Below are 17,701 nucleotides of genomic sequence, written 5' to 3'. Positions count from 1 at the left end.
TTCCCGCCACGTGATGTCGGACCGCATCGGGTGACACCGATGCTCTGGGCCTACCTCCCCCCTTAAACCCGGGTCCGGCATCGGCGTCACCTGCTTGATTATCAATCAGGAGGCCCAAGTTCATGACGCTCAATCCCAATCTTTATCGGCTGACCCTGCTGCACCGCCAGCTGGACGAGGCGGCGCGGCGCGAGGCGCGGCGGCGCGGTGCCGATCCATTCCGGCTACTGCGGCTGAAAACGCTGAAGCTCGCGGTCAAGCGGCGGCTGGCGGCGCTGTCGCTGCGTCCGGCGCTCGCACGCTAAATCCTTTTAATCGAGACCGGAAGCGTCGTCCCGCCGGGACGGCGCCTTCTGGCGTACACCAGGGATCATCACCATGGAATTTCTGTCTGCCGACTGGCTGGGCACCCCGGCCTGGTTCTGGCTGGCGTTTATCGCGCTGGTCGTGGCGCTCACCGCCTTTGACCTTGGCATTCTGAACAAGGAAAACAAGGAGATGGGGATCGGTGAGAGCCTGAAGCTCTCGGCGCTCTACATCGGTATCGCGATGGCGTTCGGCGCCTGGGTCTGGGCCGCGAAGGGCGGCGAGGCGGGGCTGCAATATTACACTGGCTTCTTTATCGAGAAGGCGCTATCGATCGACAATATCTTTGTCATCTCGCTGATCTTCGCCACCTTCGCGATCCCGCCGCGCTACCAATATCGCGCGCTGTTGTGGGGCATTGTCGCGGTAATCGTGCTGCGCGGCATCATGATCGCGGGCGGCGCGGCGCTGGTCACCGAATATGAATGGCTGCTCTATGTGTTCGCCGCCTTCCTGGTGTTCACGGGCATCAAGATGCTGTTCGCGGGCGACAAGCCGATGGACGTCGCGGGCAACCCGGTGGTCAAATGGCTGTCGCGCCACATCCCGATCACGAACGAGTTGCACGGCGAGAAATTCTTTGTGCGCGTGCCCGACAGCAAGACCGGCAAGCTGGTGCTGGCGGCGACACCGCTGTTCCTCGCGCTGGTCGTGATCAACCTCGCCGACCTGGTGTTCGCGGTCGACAGCGTCCCCGCGATCTTTGCGATCACCACCGACACATTCATCGTCTATACGTCGAACATCATGGCGATCCTGGGCCTCCGCGCGCTGTATTTCGCGCTGTCGGCGATGGTGCACCGCTTCCATTACCTCAAATATGCGCTCGCGCTCGTTCTGGTGTTCATCGGGTCAAAGATCTTCGTCGCCGACTTCATTCTGGGCGGCGACAAATTCCCGCCGCTGATCAGCCTGGGCGTGACGGTCGCGTTGATCGCGGGTGGCATTATCTGGTCGCTGGTCAAGACGCGCGGTGACGATGCGATCGACGCGGCGCCAAGCGCGCATTGATTTACGTTGCGATCATTTTTCCAAGGGAGACAATTCATGCGTATCGACAGGATTGAAACCGACCGCCGTTCGCTGATGGTTGCCGCCGGGGTGGCGGCGGCCACCGCGGCGGTAGCATCGACCCCGGCGGTCGCCGCCGCCGATGCCCCGACCAAGACCAATCTGACCCCGTCGCAGGCGTTGGCGCGGCTGATGGAGGCCAACCGCCGGTTCGTTACCGACCGCCGTAATCCGGCCGCGATCGGTACCGCTGAGCGGTTGCGGCTGGCGAAAGGGCAGGCGCCGTTCGCGGCGCTCGTCGGTTGCGCCGATTCGCGCGTCGGCCCCGAACATCTTTTCGGCGCCGGGTTGGGCGAATTGTTCATCGTGCGAACGGCGGGCAATTACGTCGACGATGCAGGCTATGGCAGCTTGGCTTATGCCGTGGCGGCGCTCGGCGTACCCTTGATCGTCGTTCTGGGCCATTCGCGCTGCGGCGCAGTCGCCGCCGCCACCGAACTGGTGACCGATAACAAGCAACTGCCTCCCGCGCTCAGCCGGATGGTGCAGCCGATGCTGCCCGCGGTGGTCGAGGCGCGCAGCAGTGTTAAGGGCGATGATCTTGTCGATCATGCGGTCCACATCAATGTTCGCCATGTGGTGCGCCAGTTGCGCGAGACGAAAGAACCGCTGATCGGCAATCCGCTCGAGCAGGGACAATTGATGATTGTCGGCGCTTATTATGATCTGGATACCGGCGCGGTCGATTTCTTCGATCGCGGCTGATCGGCAGCGGTGCAAAGGAAAATGTCCGCCGGAGGCCTTGCGGCTTCCGACGGACAGGCTTTCCTCCCCAGGAAAGCTCGGGAGGCGCGGGGCAGGGTCGCTGACCCCGCGCCAAGCTGGATTAGCCGCGGACTTTATGCCGCAAACTGGTTCATCGTATTGTCTTTGCCAGCGGCCTTGAGCGCTGCTTCACCGGCGAAATACTCCTTATGGTCGTCACCGATGTCGCTGCCCGACATATTCTGGTGCTTGACGCAGGCGATGCCTTGGCGGATTTCGGCGCGCTGGACGCCCTTGACGTATCCCAGCATCGCTTCGTCACCGAAATACTCCTTGGCGAGATTGTCGGTCGACAGTGCAGCCGTGTGATAGGTCGGCAGGGTGATCAGATGGTGGAAGATGCCCGCCCGCTTCGCCGAATCACGCTGGAACGTGCGGATGCGGTTGTCGGCTTCGTCGCCCAGCGGGGTGCCGTCATAATCGACGCTCATCAGTTTGGCGCGGTCATAGGCGCTGACATCCTGCCCGTCCTTCTCCCACGCATCATAGACCTGCTGGCGGAAGTTCAGCGTCCAGTTGAAGCTCGGCGAATTGTTATAGGCGAGCTTCGCATTCGGGACGACTTCGCGGATGCGGTCGACCATGCCGGCGATCTGTTCGATGTGCGGCTTTTCGGTCTCGATCCACAGCAGGTCGGCGCCGTTCTGGAGCGAAGCGATGCAGTCCATGACGCAGCGGTCCTCGCCGGTGCCGGGGCGGAACTGATAGAGGTTCGAGGGCAGGCGCTTGGGGCGCATCAGCTTGCCGTCGCGGTTGATCAGGACGTCGCCGGGGTTGCCCGCGCCGTCGACCTCTTCGCAGTCGAGGAAGCTGTTATACTGGTCGCCAAGGTCGCCCGGCTCCTTGGAGAATGCGATCTGCTTGGTCAGGCCCGCGCCGAGGCTGTCGGTGCGGGTGACGATGATGCCGTCCTCGACGCCGAGTTCCATGAAGGCGTAGCGGCAGGCGCGGATCTTCGCGATGAAATCCTCGTGCGGCACGGTGACCTTGCCGTCCTGGTGGCCGCACTGCTTTTCGTCCGAGACCTGATTTTCGATCTGGAGCGCGCAGGCGCCAGCCTCGATCATCTTCTTGGCGAGCAGATAGGTCGCCTCGGCATTGCCGAAACCCGCGTCGATGTCGGCGATGATCGGCACGACGTGCGTTTCATGATTGTCGATCGCCGACTGGATCTGCTTCGCCTTGAGCTCGTCGCCCTCGGCGCGTGCGGCGTCGAGGTCACGGAAGAGCATCCCCAGTTCGCGAGCGTCAGCTTGGCGGAGGAAGGTGTAGATTTCCTCGATCAGCGCCGGGACGCTGGTCTTTTCGTGCATCGACTGGTCGGGCAGCGGACCGAATTCGCTGCGAAGCGCGGCGATCATCCAGCCCGAGAGATAGATGTAGCGGCCCTTGACGGTGCCGAAATGCTTCTTGATCGAGATCATCTTCTGCTGCGCGATAAAGCCGTGCCAGCAGCCGAGCGACTGGGTGTAGTTGGCGGGGTCGGCGTCATAGGCGGCCATGTCGGCGCGCATGATGCGCGCGGTGTAGCGGGCGACGTCGAGGCCGGTGCGAAACTTGTTCTGGGCGCGCATGCGGGCGACGCTTTCGCCGCTGATGCCGTCCCATGTGCCGTCGTAGTCGCGGATGAGGCGGCCTGCCTGTGCCATGTCTTCCTGATAACCCATCGTCTTTGTCCTTGTGCGGAGTGATGGGTGAATGTTGGCGAAGGTGCCGCGGAAAGTGAAAAGCTTTGTCAATAATAATTGTGAATTATGGCCTATCGGTGTAAATCGGCATGTAAATCAGTAAAGAAAGTTACAAACGATGGCGGAGCGACGGGTGTTTGCTGGGCCGGCGGTGCGCAAGGTGCGGCGCGAGGCGGGGATGACGCAGGCGGCGATGGCCGAGGCGCTGGATATTTCGCCAAGCTACCTCAATCTGATCGAGCATGGCCAGCGGCCGCTGAGCGCCACGGTGATCGTCAAGTTGGCCGAGCGGTTCGGCTTCGATGCGGCGACGCTGGGCGTTGACGCGGTGCCGGGCGGCGCAGCGGGATTGCGGCGCCGATTATCCGATGCACGCTTTGCCGATCTGGGGATCGGCGCGCAGGAGGTCGAGGAGTGGCTCGCGACCGCGCCGACGACCGCCGCGGCCTTTGCCCGGCTGTTCGACGTCGCGCCCGAGGGCTCGGCAACTTTACAGGAAGAAGCGCCCGAAGTTGCCGCGGTGCGCCGCGCGATCGAGAAATGGCGCAACCATTTCGCCGATCTGGATGCGAAGGCGGAGGAACTGGCCGACGAACTGCGGCTGGCGGGCGGCGACCTGTATGGTACGATTTCCGAGCGTTTGCGCACCCGGCACCAGCTGGGAATCCGGATCTTGCCGAGTGATGTGATGCCCGATCGGCTGCGCTGGCTCGACTGGCACGCGCGGCAACTTATGCTGAGCGAATTGTTGCGCCCCGCGTCGCGTACCTTTCAGGCCGCGGCGACGCTGGCGCAGATCGAGGCGAAGGGCGAGATCGACGCGCTGGTCGCGGGCGCGGAATTTGCCGAGAGCGCGGCGGCGCGGCTGTTCGAGCGGCATCTGGTGCATTATTTCGCCGCGGCCTTGATGATGCCGTACAGCCGCTTCCTGCGCGCGTGCGACGCGACGGGATACGACCTGCTGTTGCTCCAGCGGCGCTTCGGCGCGGGCTATGAGCAGGTCGCGCACCGGCTGACGACGCTGCAGCGCGTCGGCGCGCGCGGGTTGCCCTTCTTCATGCTGCGCATCGACCGCGCGGGGCAGGGGAGCAAACGCTATGCCGGGGCGAGCCAGTCGCCGCTGGTCGATGGTGACACGCGCTGTCCGCTGTGGGGCGTCCACGAAGCCTTTGCGCGCCCCGGCGAAGTGATCGCCGATCTGGTCGAGCTGGAAGATGGTTCGCGCTGGTTCACGCAATCGCGTTCGGTTGCCGCGCCGGGGGCGACTGGCAGCGGCACGCCGGCGCGCTTTGCGGTGTGCGTCGGGGTCGATGCCAAGGTCGCGGCGCCCTTGATCGCGGCGCGGGGGATCGACCTGATGCGCAGCCCCGCAACTCCGATCGGGCTGGGCTGCCGCCGCTGTACGCGCACCGGATGTGTGCAACGGTCGATGCCGCCGCTGGGTCGTCCTTTGCGGTTCCGGGATGGCGAGCGCGGGGTGTCGGCGTTTGATTTTGCGGGCGATTGAGGGCGGCGCCGCCGCTTAGGGTTCAAGTTAGGATTTTCCGCGTCATCCCGGCGAAGGCCGGGATCTCGCCGGTGCGCACTTACGATAGGGTGAGATCCCGGCCTTCGCCGGGATGACGAAATAGAAGCGAACCTTGAGTGGCGACAGATAGGCCGCTTCCCAAATCAAGCCAGCGCAATCGCTTCGATTTCGATCCGGAAACCAAAATGGAGCGGCCCCGTCGGCACCACGCTCCGTGCCGGACGCGCGGCGCCGAAAAATTGGCCGTAGACTTCGTCGAGTTCGGGCCAGTCGGCCATGTCGCTGAGATAGACCGTCGTCTTGACCACCTGCGCCAAATCGGCACCGGCATCGCTCAGGACCGACTGCAAATTGGCGAGGGCCTGCTGCGCCTGTTCCTTGAACGAAGCGCTGGCCAGCGACGTGTCGCGGCCCGGTCGCAGCGGCAGCTGGCCCGATGTGAAGATCAGGCCAGCGCCGCGCGTGAAGGGCGAATAATGCGGGGCGCGCTGCGTTTGCGACGTCATGTTGGGCTCCAGACTCGATCGGGCGCGATGCCCGTGGTCGCGGGGAATATCGCACGCGCGGGGCGTGCGATATTCCCAATCGTCCTGCGCGCCCGATTTACTGTCAGGCCAGGTCGCGCACCTTGGCCTCTCGCGCCCAATGACGGCGCGTACCGACCTTGGCGAAACCGTCGAGCGCGACGACGCCGCTGTCCTTTTCCACGCCCGCCTTGTCGAGCAGGATCTGGGTGGCGTCATCGTGGGCGATCGTCTTGCAATGGCCAAAGGCGTCCATGAACCATTGCACCGCGGCACCCTGTTTCGACAGCAGCACTGCCTGTTCCTCGGTCAGGATCGACGCGACGGCGTCGAACAATACCGACGGGGATCCGGCAAGCTGGCCGTCGGCCTTGAGCGTGCCGCCCTTGACCTTGATGCCGCCAACCTTGGGCGCGACGAGAAAAGCGGTGCCGCCCGCCTTTTCGATCGTGGCTCTCAGCGCGTCGATCGCCGCCTTGTCGGATCCTTCGGCAAACAGGATCGCGACCTTGCGGCCCTCCATCGTGTCATCGGCGTTCTTCTGGATCGACAGCGCGTCGGAGGGTTTGAGATCGACCGGCGCGCGCGCCGCCTTTTCCTTGGCCGGCAGGTCGATCGCGAGGCCGTCGGCAACGCGCTTGGCAAGGTCTTCGTCGATGTTGCGCAGCTGACCGACGACGCGGACGCGGACGTGATCGAGCATGACCTTCGACAGTTCGAAGACCAGCGCCGAGGCGATATGCGCCTGCTCATTTTCGGTCTGCGACAGGTAGAACATCCGCGCCTGGCTGAAGTGATCGGCGAAGAGTTCGGCGCGGATGCGCAGTTTCTGGGCCGGATCATTGCGTTCGTCATTGGTGGTGAAGGTGCTGAAGCCCGTTGCGGGGCTGGGCCGCGGCCCGCCGTTCTCGCCCGCTTCGGCCAGGCTGTTGGGCTCGTAATTGGCGCGCCCGGTCGGGACGAGTGTCTGCATCATCCCGTCGCGCTGGAAATTGTGGAACGGGCATTTGGGCGCGTTGACCGGGATCTGATGGAAATTGGTCGTCCCCAGCCGCGACTTTTGCGTGTCGAGATAGGAGAACAGCCGTCCCTGCAACAGCGGATCGTTGCTGAAGTCGATGCCGGGGATGATGTTCGACGGCAAGAAGGCGACCTGTTCGGTTTCGGCGAAGAAATTGTCGACGTTGCGGTTGAGCGTCATGCGGCCGACGATCTCGACCGGCACATCGTCTTCGGGGATCAGCTTGGTGGCGTCGAGCACGTCATAAGGCTGCTTGGCGGCAAAGGCTTCGTCGAAGACCTGGACGCCGAGATCCCACGCCGGGAAGTCGCCGGCGTCGATCGCCTCGAACAGGTCGCGGCGGTGGAAATCGGGATCGGCCCCGGCGATCTTGACCGCCTCGTCCCACGTCGTCGACTGGATGCCGAGTACGGGTTTCCAATGAAATTTGACGAATTTTCCGTCGCCCTTTTCATTGACGAAGCGAAAGGTGTGGACGCCGAAACCCTCGATCATGCGCAGGCTGCGGGGGATCGTGCGGTCGGACATCGCCCACATGATCATATGCATCGCCTCTGGCATCAGGCCGATGAAGTCCCAGAAGGTGTCGTGGGCGCTGGCGGCCTGCGGATAGCCGCGGTCGGCCTCCATCTTCACGCTGTGGACGAGGTCGGGGAATTTCATCGCATCCTGAATAAAGAAGACCGGGATGTTGTTGCCGACGAGATCCCAATTGCCGCTGTCGGTGTAAAGCTTGACCGCAAAGCCGCGGACATCGCGCGGGGTATCAACCGATCCGGCGCCGCCCGCGACGGTCGAGAAGCGGACGAATACCGGGCAGCTTGCGCCTTCGGTCTGAAAGATCGACGCCTTGGTCAGGCCGGGGATCGCCTTGGTGCATTCGAACACGCCGTGCGCGCCCGAGCCGCGTGCGTGGACGATGCGCTCGGGGATCCGCTCATGGTCGAAATGAAAGATTTTTTCGCGGAGGACAAAATCCTCGAGCAGAGTCGGGCCGCGTTCGCCGGCGCGCAGCGAATTCTGGTTGTCGGCGATGCGATGGCCGAAGTTGTCGGTGAGATAGGCGGCGGAGTCGGCACCGTCCGAAGCGGTTTGGTGCAGCTCGCCGCCATTGCCTTGTTCAGTGGCGAACGCGGGCTGTCCGGCGCCGGGCTGATGGTCGTGCAGCTGGTGGTCGGTGGCGGGCGAGGGGGCTGGTTTTTTGGGCATGGTCGTTCCTTCCGCCGCGGAAGGCGACACGCTATCAACCCGCTGCGCCCAGCGCAGTTGCATCCAAGACAGGTAAAGTTCGCATGGCTTGCGGGGCGTCGGGGTGCTTCACCTAAAACTTCATCCGTTTCGGACGTTAATTCAATGTCGGGGCTGTCGCGGCCACCCGAACAGGACCGGACCCATGTTGCTTCATCTCAAACCCGAACAGGTCGAAATCGGCATGTTCGTCGACGGGTTCGACGGGCGCTGGATCGATCATCCGTTCTGGCGCAGCCGGTTCCTGGTGGAAACGGCAGAGCAACTGGCGCGCATCCGACAGTCCGAGGTGACGGCGGTGATCGTCGATCGCCGCCGCAGCCGGATGGCGGCAGGGGTTGGTGACGCCGCCTTTGCCAATGATCGCCGCAAAGCGGCGGATGGCATGGCGCCGCCGTATCGCGGGGTCGAACGGCGCCGCACGAAGATTTTTGCACCGCCTCCGCGCGCGCGTCCGGTGCGTCCCGCCACCTATGCGCAGGAACGCCGCCGGGCGGCGCGGGTGATCGACAAGTCGCGGCGCGCGGTGATCGACCTGTTCGGATCGGCGCGCATGGGCCGCGCCGTCGATGGCAGCAAAATCGCGCCGCTGGCCGAAGCGATCGGGGATTCGATCGCGCGCCATTCGCGGGCGCTGATCAATCTGGTCCGGCTGAAGCAGAAGGACGAATATACCTATCTCCATTCGGTCGCGGTGTGTGCGCTGATGATCAATTTTGCCCGTCACCTGAAGCTGGACGAGGCCGAGATGCAGGCGCTGGGGGTCGCGGGGTTGCTCCACGATGTCGGCAAGGTCGCGATTGCCGACGATGTCCTTCTGAAGCCCGGCAAGCTGACGCTGCGCGAGCGGACATCGGTCGAAGGCCATCCGCTGGCGGGGCATGCGTTGCTGGCGCAATCATCGGACATTCCGGCGGCGGCGCTCGAGGTGTGCCTGCGCCACCATGAAAAGATGGACGGGTCGGGCTATCCCGATGGGCTGGGCGATGGCGAGCTGTCGCTCTATGCGCGGATGGGGGCGATTTGCGACGTCTATGACGCGGTGACGTCCGACCGGCCGTACAAGGCGGCGTGGACGCCGTGCGAGGCGTTGACCGCGATGCAGGGCTGGACAGGACATTTCGATGAGCAGTTGCTCGATCGCTTTGCCGACAGCCTGGGCATTTTTCCGGTCGGCACCTTGGTCACGCTGTCGAACGGGATGCTGGGCATCGTCATCGGGAGCGCGGGCGAAAGCGGCGAGGCAATCGCGGTGCGGGTGTTTTTCGATTGCGACCTGCTGGCCGAATGTCCGCCGTTCGACTGCGAAATCGGGCCAATGACGCGCGAGCTGCGGATCCTGGGCCGCGCGAGCCAGAAATTCTGGCGCTTCGACGATTGGCCGGCGACGGTGGCGCGGGTACTGGCAGCGGATACCGGGGACGCGACCCGCTAAAATCGGGAGCGCTACTCGCGCGCTTTGGCGGCGACGCGGACGTCCTGCGAGCGGTTCAGCGGCATGATCAGGATGTCGTCGCCGTCGACGATCACCGCAACATCGTTCAAGCCGATCAGCGAGACGCGCTTGCCGCCGGTGCGGATCAGATTGCCGTGGCTATCGTGGAGAAAGGCGTCGCCGGTGACGGCGTTGCCCGCGGCGTCCTTGGCCGCGAGGGTGTGAACCGCTTGCCAGCTGCCGAGGTCCGACCAGCCCATTGCGGCGGGGACGACGGCGACGCGGTCGTCCTTTTCCATCACCGCATAATCGATCGAATCCGATGGCGCCTCGGCGAAATGGACGGCATCGGCATAGAGCGCGTCGCCGTCGATGATGGCGGCTGCGACGGCGCGGTCGGCGGCTTCGAAAATAGCGCGGCAGTGGGTGAGCATCGCATCGCGCATCCGCCCGGCGCGGAACAGGAAAATGCCGCCGTTCCAGCTGTAGCCGCCCGCGGCGAGCATTGCCTGTGCATCGGCGAGCGGCGGCTTTTCGATGAAACGATCGACCGCGAAACCATCCTGACCCAGCGCCGCGCCGCTGGCGATATAGCCGAACCCGGTTTCGGGCGCGTCGGGAGTGATGCCGAAGGTAACGATCCAGTCCTGCTGCGCCAGCCGTGCGCCTTTGGCGATCGCGGCGTGGAAGGCGGCGCCATCGGCGATGACATGGTCGCTGGGCATCACGAGCAGCAGCGTGTCGGCGTCGGCGCGCGCGACCGCGAGGGCGATCGCCGCGGCGGTATTCCGCGCCATCGGTTCAACCAGCAGCGATGCCTGGTAAGCGCCGATCTGGTCCCCCACCGCGGCGACATGGGGGGCGCCGCACAGGATGATGGGGGGCGCAAATCCGGCATCGGCGGGGGTGCGCGCGAGGGTCTGTTGAAACAGGCTTTGCGCGCCGGTCAGCGGCAGGAACTGTTTGGCGCTTGTCCCGCGCGATTCCGGCCACAGGCGCGTTCCGGCGCCACCGCACAGGATGACGGGTTGAATTAGATCGGTCATCGCGCGGGTCTATCGCCTTGGGTGCGGCAGGTCATCCCCCCTTGGACTGCCCGGCGCATCGTGAGTGTAAAATTAACCGACAGTACACGCCTCGCTTGTAGTATCGGCTGACGCGAAAGGGTTGCCCGTCTTACCATGTTCCGGCTGTTCAAACATTATGTGCCGCACGCCGTCGTTTGGCTGGCGCTCATCGAATTTCTGGCGCTGCTCGGTTCGGCCGAGGCGGCATGGCATCTTTATGCCAATCAGGCGGAGTTTGACGCCGGGCCGCTGGGTGAGCGCTGGCTCCCGCTGGCGACTTTTGCCGTGGCCAATTCGCTCGCGATGATGGCAACCGGCATGTACGGCAATGAGGGGCTGCGCTCGATGCGGTTCGCCACCGCGCGGTTGCTCGCGGCGATTTCGCTGGGAGTGATTTTCCTGTCGGTGGTCGGGTTCCTGTTGCCCACCGCGACCTTGTGGCGCGCCAACAGTCTGTATGCGATGGCGATGGCGATTTCGGCGCTGTTCCTGATCCGCCTGGCGCTGACGCAATCGGCGGGCGCGGAAGCGTTTCGGCGCCGGATCCTGGTGCTGGGCGCGGGCGCGCGTGCGGCGCGGCTGGCGGCGCTGGCGGATGAGCCGGGCAGCGGGCTGGAGATCGTCGGCTTTGTCGCGATGAGCGGTGCCGAGAAAAAGATCGTCGGCGCGGTGCCACGCGAGGACATTCCCAATCTGTCCGAGCATGTGGTGGCGCTGCGCGCGGGCGAGGTGGTGCTGGCGCTGGAGGAGCGGCGCAATGCGCTGCCGCTGAACGATTTGCTGCGGGTCAAGACGACGGGGGTGCATGTCAATGATATCGCCAGCTTTATCGAGCGCGAGACGGGGCGCGTCGACCTGGCGACGACGAACCCCAGCGGGTTGATTTTTTCGGACGGCTTTTCGGCGGGACAGCGGATTTCGAAGGTGGGCAAACGGTTGTTCGATATCGTCGCCAGCCTGATCGTGCTGATCGTCGGGCTGCCGCTGATCCTGATTGCGGGGATTGCGGTGGTGCTCGACAGCCGCGGGCCGGTCTTTTATCGCCAGCCGCGCGTCGGCCTGTTTGGCGAGCCTTATGACATCTACAAGATCCGGTCGATGCGGACCGATGCCGAGGCCGCGGGCAAGGCGGTGTGGGCGAGCGAGAACGATCCGCGGATCACGCGGGTCGGGCGGATCATCCGCAAGCTGCGGATCGACGAGTTGCCGCAGCTGTGGTGCGTGCTGAAAGGCGAGATGAGCTTTGTCGGCCCGCGCCCCGAACGGCCAAGCTTTGTCGAAGAACTTGAGCAGAAGATGCCCTTTTATGCCGAGCGGCATATGGTGAAGCCGGGACTGACCGGCTGGGCGCAGATCAATTACCCCTATGGCGCGTCGGTCGAGGATGCGCGGGTCAAGCTGGAATATGACCTCTATTATGCGAAAAATTATTCGCCCTTCCTCGACTTGTTGATCCTGTTGCAGACGGTGCGCGTCGTGCTGTGGCCCGACGGCGCGCGCTGACCATGCTGACCGGACTTTCCGAAACCTTTGCGGTGCTAGCGCTGGTCGGCTTTTCGGTCGTTGCGCTGTGGTTGCTGGCGCGGCCCAAAGCGCGGATGGCCGTCCTGATGCCCGCGCCGCGGCTGTTGACGCTGGCGGCTGCGGCCACGGCATTATGGTGCGCGGCGCTTGCGCAATTCGGGCCGGGATCTTCGCAAGCCTTTGTCGTGCAAACACTTCGCGATCTGGCGATGCTGGGGTGGCTGAGCGCCACCTTCTGGTCCCCCGCCGCGCCGATGTCGCGGCCGCTGCGCCTGATCCTGCGGATGCTGATCACCATCGCTGCGCTGGCACTGGTGCTGGGCGCCGTCGCGCACTGGTATGCCGGGGCGGAAGCGGAGCCGTGGATGGCGCCAACGCTCATCCTTGCGGCGATGATCGTTGCGGTCGGCGGATTGCTGATCGTCGATAGCGGGGTGCGCCACGCGGGCGCCGGTCTGCGGATGCCGGTGATGGCGGTCGCGGGCGGATTTGCGATGCTGTGGGCGTATGAACTGAACGTGCAGTTGATCGGCGCGCTGACCGGGAAACGGGCGGCCACGCTGATCCAGCTGTTGCCCGCGGTCGCGCTGTTGACTCTGCCGACTTATGTCGTCGCCGCGATGGATATCGGGCGCGAGCGGATGCGTCTGTCGCGCACCGCGGCGACGCGGACGCTGATCCTGATCGGCGGCGCCGCCTATTTGATCGTCATCGGGCTGACCGGCGCGATCGCGCGCGTGATCGGCGGCGATTATGCCGAACTGGCGCAGGCCGCCTCGCTGGTCGTCGCACTGGGCGCCGGGGGGCTGTTGATCGTGTCGGCGCGGGTGCGTGCGTGGCTGTCGGTGATGATCACGAAACATTTTTTCGAGCATCGCTATGATTATCGCACCGAATGGATGCGCTTCACCGCCACGCTGGGGCAGGGGGCCAACGAGGATGAGGGCGAAGAGGACCGCAACCTTTATCGCCGCGTCGCCAAGGCGCTGGCCGAACTGACCGGCAGCCCCGGCGCGTTGTTGATGCTGCCGACGGCGGGGGGGCGATTTGCGGTTGCCGAGCAATGGCACTGGCCGGTCGATGTCGATGTCGGTGGCGATGACCGGACGCTGTCGCTGCGGTCGGCGTTCATGTTGCAGGAGACGCGGCACATCGTCGATCTGGATACGCAGCGCCGCGGCGCAGGGGGCGGCGGCCATGCGGCTGGCGACGATCTGGCGATCCCCGACTGGCTGATCGCCGACGCCCGTGCGTGGGTGGTGGTACCCATCCTGCATTTCCAGCGGATGATCGCGGTGGTTGTGCTGCACCGCCCGCCGGTGTCGCGCGCGCTCGATTGGGAAGACCTGGATGTGCTGCGCATCGCGGGGCAGCAGGCGGCCAGCTATCTGGCCGAATCCCAGAGCCAGGAAGCCCTGTCGGAGGCGCGGCGGTTCGACGAATTCAATCGCCGCTTTGCCTTCATCATGCATGACATCAAAAATCTGGCGAGCCAGATCGGGCTGCTCGCCCGCAATGCCGAACGCCACGCCGACAAGCCGGAGTTTCGCGCCGACATGGTCGAAACGCTGAAAATTTCGGCCGGGCGGTTGAGCGACCTGCTGGTACGGCTGGCGCCGCGTGCCCGCGGCGCCGCGGCCGAGGCGGGGCGGGTACTGATCGAACCGATCCTGAACGACATCGCCGCCGAAGCGCGGCCGCGCCGCGCGCTGTTCGTCGGCTGTCAGGCGGGTCTGGCGGCGTGGGCCGATGCGGCGTCCGTGCGGCAGATCGTCCAGCATCTGGTCGCCAATGCGATCGATGCGTCGGCACCCGGTTCGCCGGTGCAGGTGGTGGCGGTGTCCGAACATGGCCGCGCGCGGATCGATGTGATCGATCAGGGCAGCGGCATGACGCGCGCCTTCATTCGCGACGAGCTGTTCAAGCCCTTTGTATCGACCAAGGACGGCGGTTTTGGCCTGGGCGCATTCGAGGCGCTCAACATCGCGCAGGCACTGGGCGGCGCGATCGACGTCGAGAGCGAACCCGGTCAGGGCAGCAGCTTTACCCTTTGGTTGCCGCTGGCCGACGCCGGGATCGACGCCGAGACCCCGATGAAGAAAGTAGCATCGCAATGAATGAGAGCGGCGCCAAGATCCGCAAATTGCTGGTGGTCGAGGATGACCCGGGGCTGCAGACGCAGCTCAAATGGGCGTATGAAGATTATCGGGTTCTGATCGCAGGCGACCATGATGCGGCGATCGAATTGCTGCGCGCCGAGGAGCCCGAGGTGGTGACGCTCGATCTGGGACTGCCACCCGATCCCGACGGGACGCGCGAGGGGTTTCGTACCCTGTCGGCAATCCTGGAGGCAAAACCCGATACCAAGGTGATCGTGGTGTCGGGGCATGGCGAACGCGCGAGCGCGCTGGCGGCGATCGCCAGCGGTGCGTGGGATTTTTACCAGAAGCCGATCGACATCGACGAGCTTGGACTGATCGTCCGGCGCGCCTTTCACGTTCGCGAGTTGGAGGTCGAAAATGCGCGGCTGGCGCAGCAGGGGAGCAGCGACAACCGCGTCCTCGGCGGGATGATCACCGGCGCGCCCGAAATGCAAAAGGTCGCGCGGACGATCGAGCGCGTCGCGAACCTGGATGTCAGCGTGATGCTACTGGGCGCGAGCGGCACGGGCAAGGAATTGCTGGCGCGCGGACTGCACCAGGCGAGCGGGCGACGCGACGGGGCGTTTGTCGCGATCAACTGTGCCGCAATCCCCGAAAATCTGCTCGAAAGCGAATTGTTCGGGCATGAAAAGGGGGCGTTCACCGGCGCGGTCAAGACGACCGAAGGCAAGATCGAACTGGCCCATGGCGGCACGCTCTTCCTCGACGAAGTCGGTGACATTCCGCTGCCGCTGCAAGTCAAATTGCTGCGCTTTTTGCAGGAACGGACGATCGAGCGGATCGGCGGGCGCAAGCCGATCGCGGTCGATACCCGCATCGTGTGCGCGACGCACCGCGATCTCGACTCGATGATTGCCGAGCAGAGCTTTCGCGACGACCTTTATTACCGGCTGGCCGAGATGGTGGTGAAAATTCCGTCGCTCGCCGAGCGTCCCGGCGACGCCGTGCTGCTGGCGCGCCATTTCCTGCATCAATATGCGCCGCAGATGAACCCCGCGGTGCGCGGCTTTGCGCCCGATGCGTTGCAGGCGATCGACGAAGGGCGCTGGCCGGGCAATGTCCGCGAGTTGGAAAACCGGATCAAGCGCGCTGTGATCATGGCCGATGGCAAGCTGGTGACGAAGGACGACCTTGATCTGGCGAACGGCACCGCGGATGGCGAGGAAGCATGGCTGAACCTGCGCAGCGCGCGCGAGGCGGCCGACCGCGTCGCGATCCGGCGAGCGATGACGCAGAGCGAGGGCAATATCTCGGCCGCCGCCAAGCTGCTCGGGATCAGCCGCCCGACGCTGTACGACCTGCTCAAGCAATATCGGATGCAGGCCTGAATGGGCTTTGGCCGGGTCTGGATCGGCGCGCTGCTGCTGGCGGCGCCGCTAGCGGGGTGTGGCGACGCTGGCTCCGATGCGCCGCGGGCAGCGTTCGAGGAACGCCGCGCCGCATTGCAGGAGGCGATTGCCGATAACCCACAGGCGATTGCCGAGCGCGTCGAACTGGCGCGCGTCGCGATCAGTCTGGGCGACGGGGTGGGCGCCGAAGCCGCGGTGAACGGCGCGCTCGCGGCGGGCGGCAATGACGCGGCACTGCGGCCGCTGCTGGCGCGCGCCTTTGCGATGCAGGGCGAGGGGCAGCGCGCACTGGAAACGATCGATGGCGGGCCGATTATTCCCGAGATGATCGGTGAGGCGGCATGGGTCGCGGGCGATGTTCATCTGTCGAACGGTGACCTTGACGCGGCGCGCGATGCCTATGACCGCGCGGTGCGCGAATTGCCGCGCAATTCCGCGCTGTGGGTCGATGTCGCGCGCTTTCGCGATGCCAATGCCGATACCGCGGGTGCGCGCGATGCAGTCGATTATGCGATCGAGCTCGACAAGGCGAACAGTGCGGCGCTGGCATATAAGGCGAACCTGATCCGCACCGCAGCGGGGCTGAAGGCGTCGCTCCCATGGTATGATCAGGCGCTGGCCGCCGATCCCGACAATGCCAAGGCGCTGATCGACCAAGCCGCGACGCTGGGTGACCTCGGGCGCTACCGCGATATGCTGGCCGCGCTGCGCCACGCAGCGACGATCGTGCCGGACGACCCCAGAATCTATTATCTGCAAGCGGTGCTCGCGGCGCGCGCGGACAATTTTCGGCTGGCGCGCAGCCTGCTCCAGCGCACCCGCGGCGAGATCGACGATTTGCCCGGCTTCATGCTGCTGAGCGCGATCGTCGAGCTGGAGCTGGGCGGCGAGGCGGTGGCGGCGACCTGGGCCGACCGGCTGCTGGTCGAGCAGCCTTATAATTTTACCGCGCGGCGCATTTTGGCGGCGGCGAACTGGGCCGATGGCGACCCCGACGGCGCGATTGAGGCATTGCTGCCGATCGTCGACCGCGACGACGCCGACAGTTGGTCGTTGTTGCTGGCGGCGCGGGCGGCGAGCGAATTGGGGCGGCAAGGCAAGGCCGCCGATTATCAGGCGCGCGCAGCGTCGCTGTCGCGCGGCGAGGCGGCGCCGTTTGCGGTCAATTACGACTATGGTTTGCTGGGTCGGGCCGCCGATAGCGAGCCGCTGAATCCGGCGGTGGCGATCCCCGCGATTGCGGCGGATGTTGCGAATGGCAATGGCGCGCAAGCGGTGGCGCGGGCGACCCGGCTGCGCGATGCGAACCGCGGCGTGGGCGACGCGCATATCCTGCTGGGTGATGCCGCGCTGGCGGCGGGGCGGTTTGATGTCGCCGTGCAGGCGTATCGTACCGCGCGTGATCTGGACGCGGGTGAACGCACAACGCTCCGGCTCGCCAATGCGCTGTTCCGCGCGGGCGATACCGCCGGGTCTAGCGCGGCGATCCTGGCGCTTCGCGACAGCCAGCCGTCGAGTATTGCGGCAGACCGGCTGGCCGGACATCTGGCGATGGACCTGGCGCATTGGGACGAGGCGATTGCGCATTTCGAGCGCGTGCGCGCGCGGATCGGCAATCGCGACGTCGTGGTGCTGCGCGAATTGGCACGCGCGTGGGCGGCGAATGGTGACGAGGTGCGCGCGCTGGCGCTGATCGACCGGGCGTACCGGCTGCAACCGCTGAATGCGGAGATTATGCGGATTTACGCCGACCTGCTAGCAAAGCGCGGCGATGGGCAGGCAGCGGCGGATTTGCGCGAGAAAGCGGTGCAGGTGGGGCGTTAGGGGAAATGGCGGCTGACGACGAACCGCGGAAGATAGCGCTGAAGCAAAACATATAATCCCGTTCGTGTCGAGCGAAGTCGAGACAGGCGAAGGCTAACGCTTCCCAAGCGTGTCTCGACTTCGCTCGAC

At 65.0% G+C, this 17,701-nt stretch carries 13 protein-coding genes; 9 read left to right on the top strand and 4 right to left on the bottom strand.

Going from position 1 to position 17,701, the window contains the following annotated elements:
* The first annotated feature begins 122 nt into the window (after positions 1-122).
* The 3 genes from VGN68_RS12890 (at position 123) to VGN68_RS12880 (ending at position 2,142) form a co-directional block, all read left to right on the top strand.
* Positions 123-305, top strand: coding sequence for a hypothetical protein (locus VGN68_RS12890; protein ID WP_120216033.1), 183 nt, complete (start codon positions 123-125; stop codon positions 303-305).
* A gap of 73 nt (positions 306-378) precedes the next feature.
* Complete coding sequence (locus tag VGN68_RS12885; RefSeq protein ID WP_327477284.1) at positions 379-1,377, top strand: TerC family protein; 999 nt, start codon at positions 379-381, stop codon at positions 1,375-1,377.
* Positions 1,378-1,413: 36 nt separating this feature from the next.
* On the top strand, positions 1,414-2,142 hold the full coding sequence (locus VGN68_RS12880) for a carbonic anhydrase (RefSeq protein WP_327477283.1): 729 nt from the start codon (positions 1,414-1,416) through the stop codon (positions 2,140-2,142).
* Positions 2,143-2,276: 134 nt separating this feature from the next.
* Here VGN68_RS12880 and VGN68_RS12875 read toward each other — a convergent pair whose 3' ends face one another.
* The gene (locus VGN68_RS12875) at positions 2,277-3,869 is read right to left on the bottom strand and encodes an isocitrate lyase (RefSeq protein WP_327477282.1); all 1,593 of its coding nucleotides are present in this window, start codon (positions 3,867-3,869) and stop codon (positions 2,277-2,279) included.
* Between the two features lie 139 nt (positions 3,870-4,008).
* Here VGN68_RS12875 and VGN68_RS12870 point away from each other — a divergent pair, with 139 nt between their 5' ends.
* Positions 4,009-5,397: a helix-turn-helix domain-containing protein gene (locus VGN68_RS12870; RefSeq protein ID WP_327477281.1), complete on the top strand. Its 1,389-nt coding sequence runs from the start codon at positions 4,009-4,011 to the stop codon at positions 5,395-5,397.
* Positions 5,398-5,561: 164 nt separating this feature from the next.
* On the opposite strand, the gene VGN68_RS12865 is transcribed toward VGN68_RS12870, so the two are convergent.
* Both VGN68_RS12865 and VGN68_RS12860 read right to left on the bottom strand, forming a co-directional pair.
* A complete protein-coding gene (locus tag VGN68_RS12865; RefSeq protein WP_327477280.1) occupies positions 5,562-5,924 on the bottom strand; it encodes a RidA family protein in 363 nt (120 codons plus the stop codon).
* 103 nt (positions 5,925-6,027) lie between these two features.
* Complete coding sequence (locus VGN68_RS12860; protein WP_327477279.1) at positions 6,028-8,172, bottom strand: catalase; 2,145 nt, start codon at positions 8,170-8,172, stop codon at positions 6,028-6,030.
* A gap of 184 nt (positions 8,173-8,356) precedes the next feature.
* Here VGN68_RS12860 and VGN68_RS12855 point away from each other — a divergent pair, with 184 nt between their 5' ends.
* A complete protein-coding gene (locus tag VGN68_RS12855) occupies positions 8,357-9,646 on the top strand; it encodes an HD-GYP domain-containing protein (RefSeq protein WP_327477278.1) in 1,290 nt (429 codons plus the stop codon).
* 11 nt (positions 9,647-9,657) lie between these two features.
* Here VGN68_RS12855 and VGN68_RS12850 read toward each other — a convergent pair whose 3' ends face one another.
* On the bottom strand, positions 9,658-10,692 hold the full coding sequence (locus tag VGN68_RS12850) for a mannose-1-phosphate guanylyltransferase (protein WP_327477276.1): 1,035 nt from the start codon (positions 10,690-10,692) through the stop codon (positions 9,658-9,660).
* 135 nt (positions 10,693-10,827) lie between these two features.
* Here VGN68_RS12850 and VGN68_RS12845 point away from each other — a divergent pair, with 135 nt between their 5' ends.
* Genes VGN68_RS12845 through VGN68_RS12830 form a run of 4 tightly spaced genes read left to right on the top strand, consistent with a single transcriptional unit; the run spans position 10,828 to position 17,572 of the window.
* Entirely contained in the window at positions 10,828-12,216 is a 1,389-nt protein-coding gene (locus tag VGN68_RS12845; protein WP_327477274.1) for a TIGR03013 family XrtA/PEP-CTERM system glycosyltransferase, read from the top strand.
* On the top strand, positions 12,195-14,354 hold the full coding sequence (prsK, locus tag VGN68_RS12840; protein WP_327477272.1) for an XrtA/PEP-CTERM system histidine kinase PrsK: 2,160 nt from the start codon (positions 12,195-12,197) through the stop codon (positions 14,352-14,354). Before VGN68_RS12845 ends, prsK begins: the two co-directional genes overlap by 22 nt.
* Positions 14,351-15,727: a PEP-CTERM-box response regulator transcription factor gene (prsR, locus tag VGN68_RS12835; RefSeq protein ID WP_327477270.1), complete on the top strand. Its 1,377-nt coding sequence runs from the start codon at positions 14,351-14,353 to the stop codon at positions 15,725-15,727. Before prsK ends, prsR begins: the two co-directional genes overlap by 4 nt.
* Entirely contained in the window at positions 15,728-17,572 is a 1,845-nt protein-coding gene (locus VGN68_RS12830; RefSeq protein WP_327477268.1) for a tetratricopeptide repeat protein, read from the top strand.
* Positions 17,573-17,701 lie beyond the last annotated feature (129 nt).

Origin of the sequence: Sphingopyxis sp., from assembly GCF_035998965.1 — a bacterium.
Lineage (GTDB): Bacteria > Pseudomonadota > Alphaproteobacteria > Sphingomonadales > Sphingomonadaceae > Sphingopyxis.
This window is presented reverse-complemented; position numbering and strand designations above follow the sequence as displayed.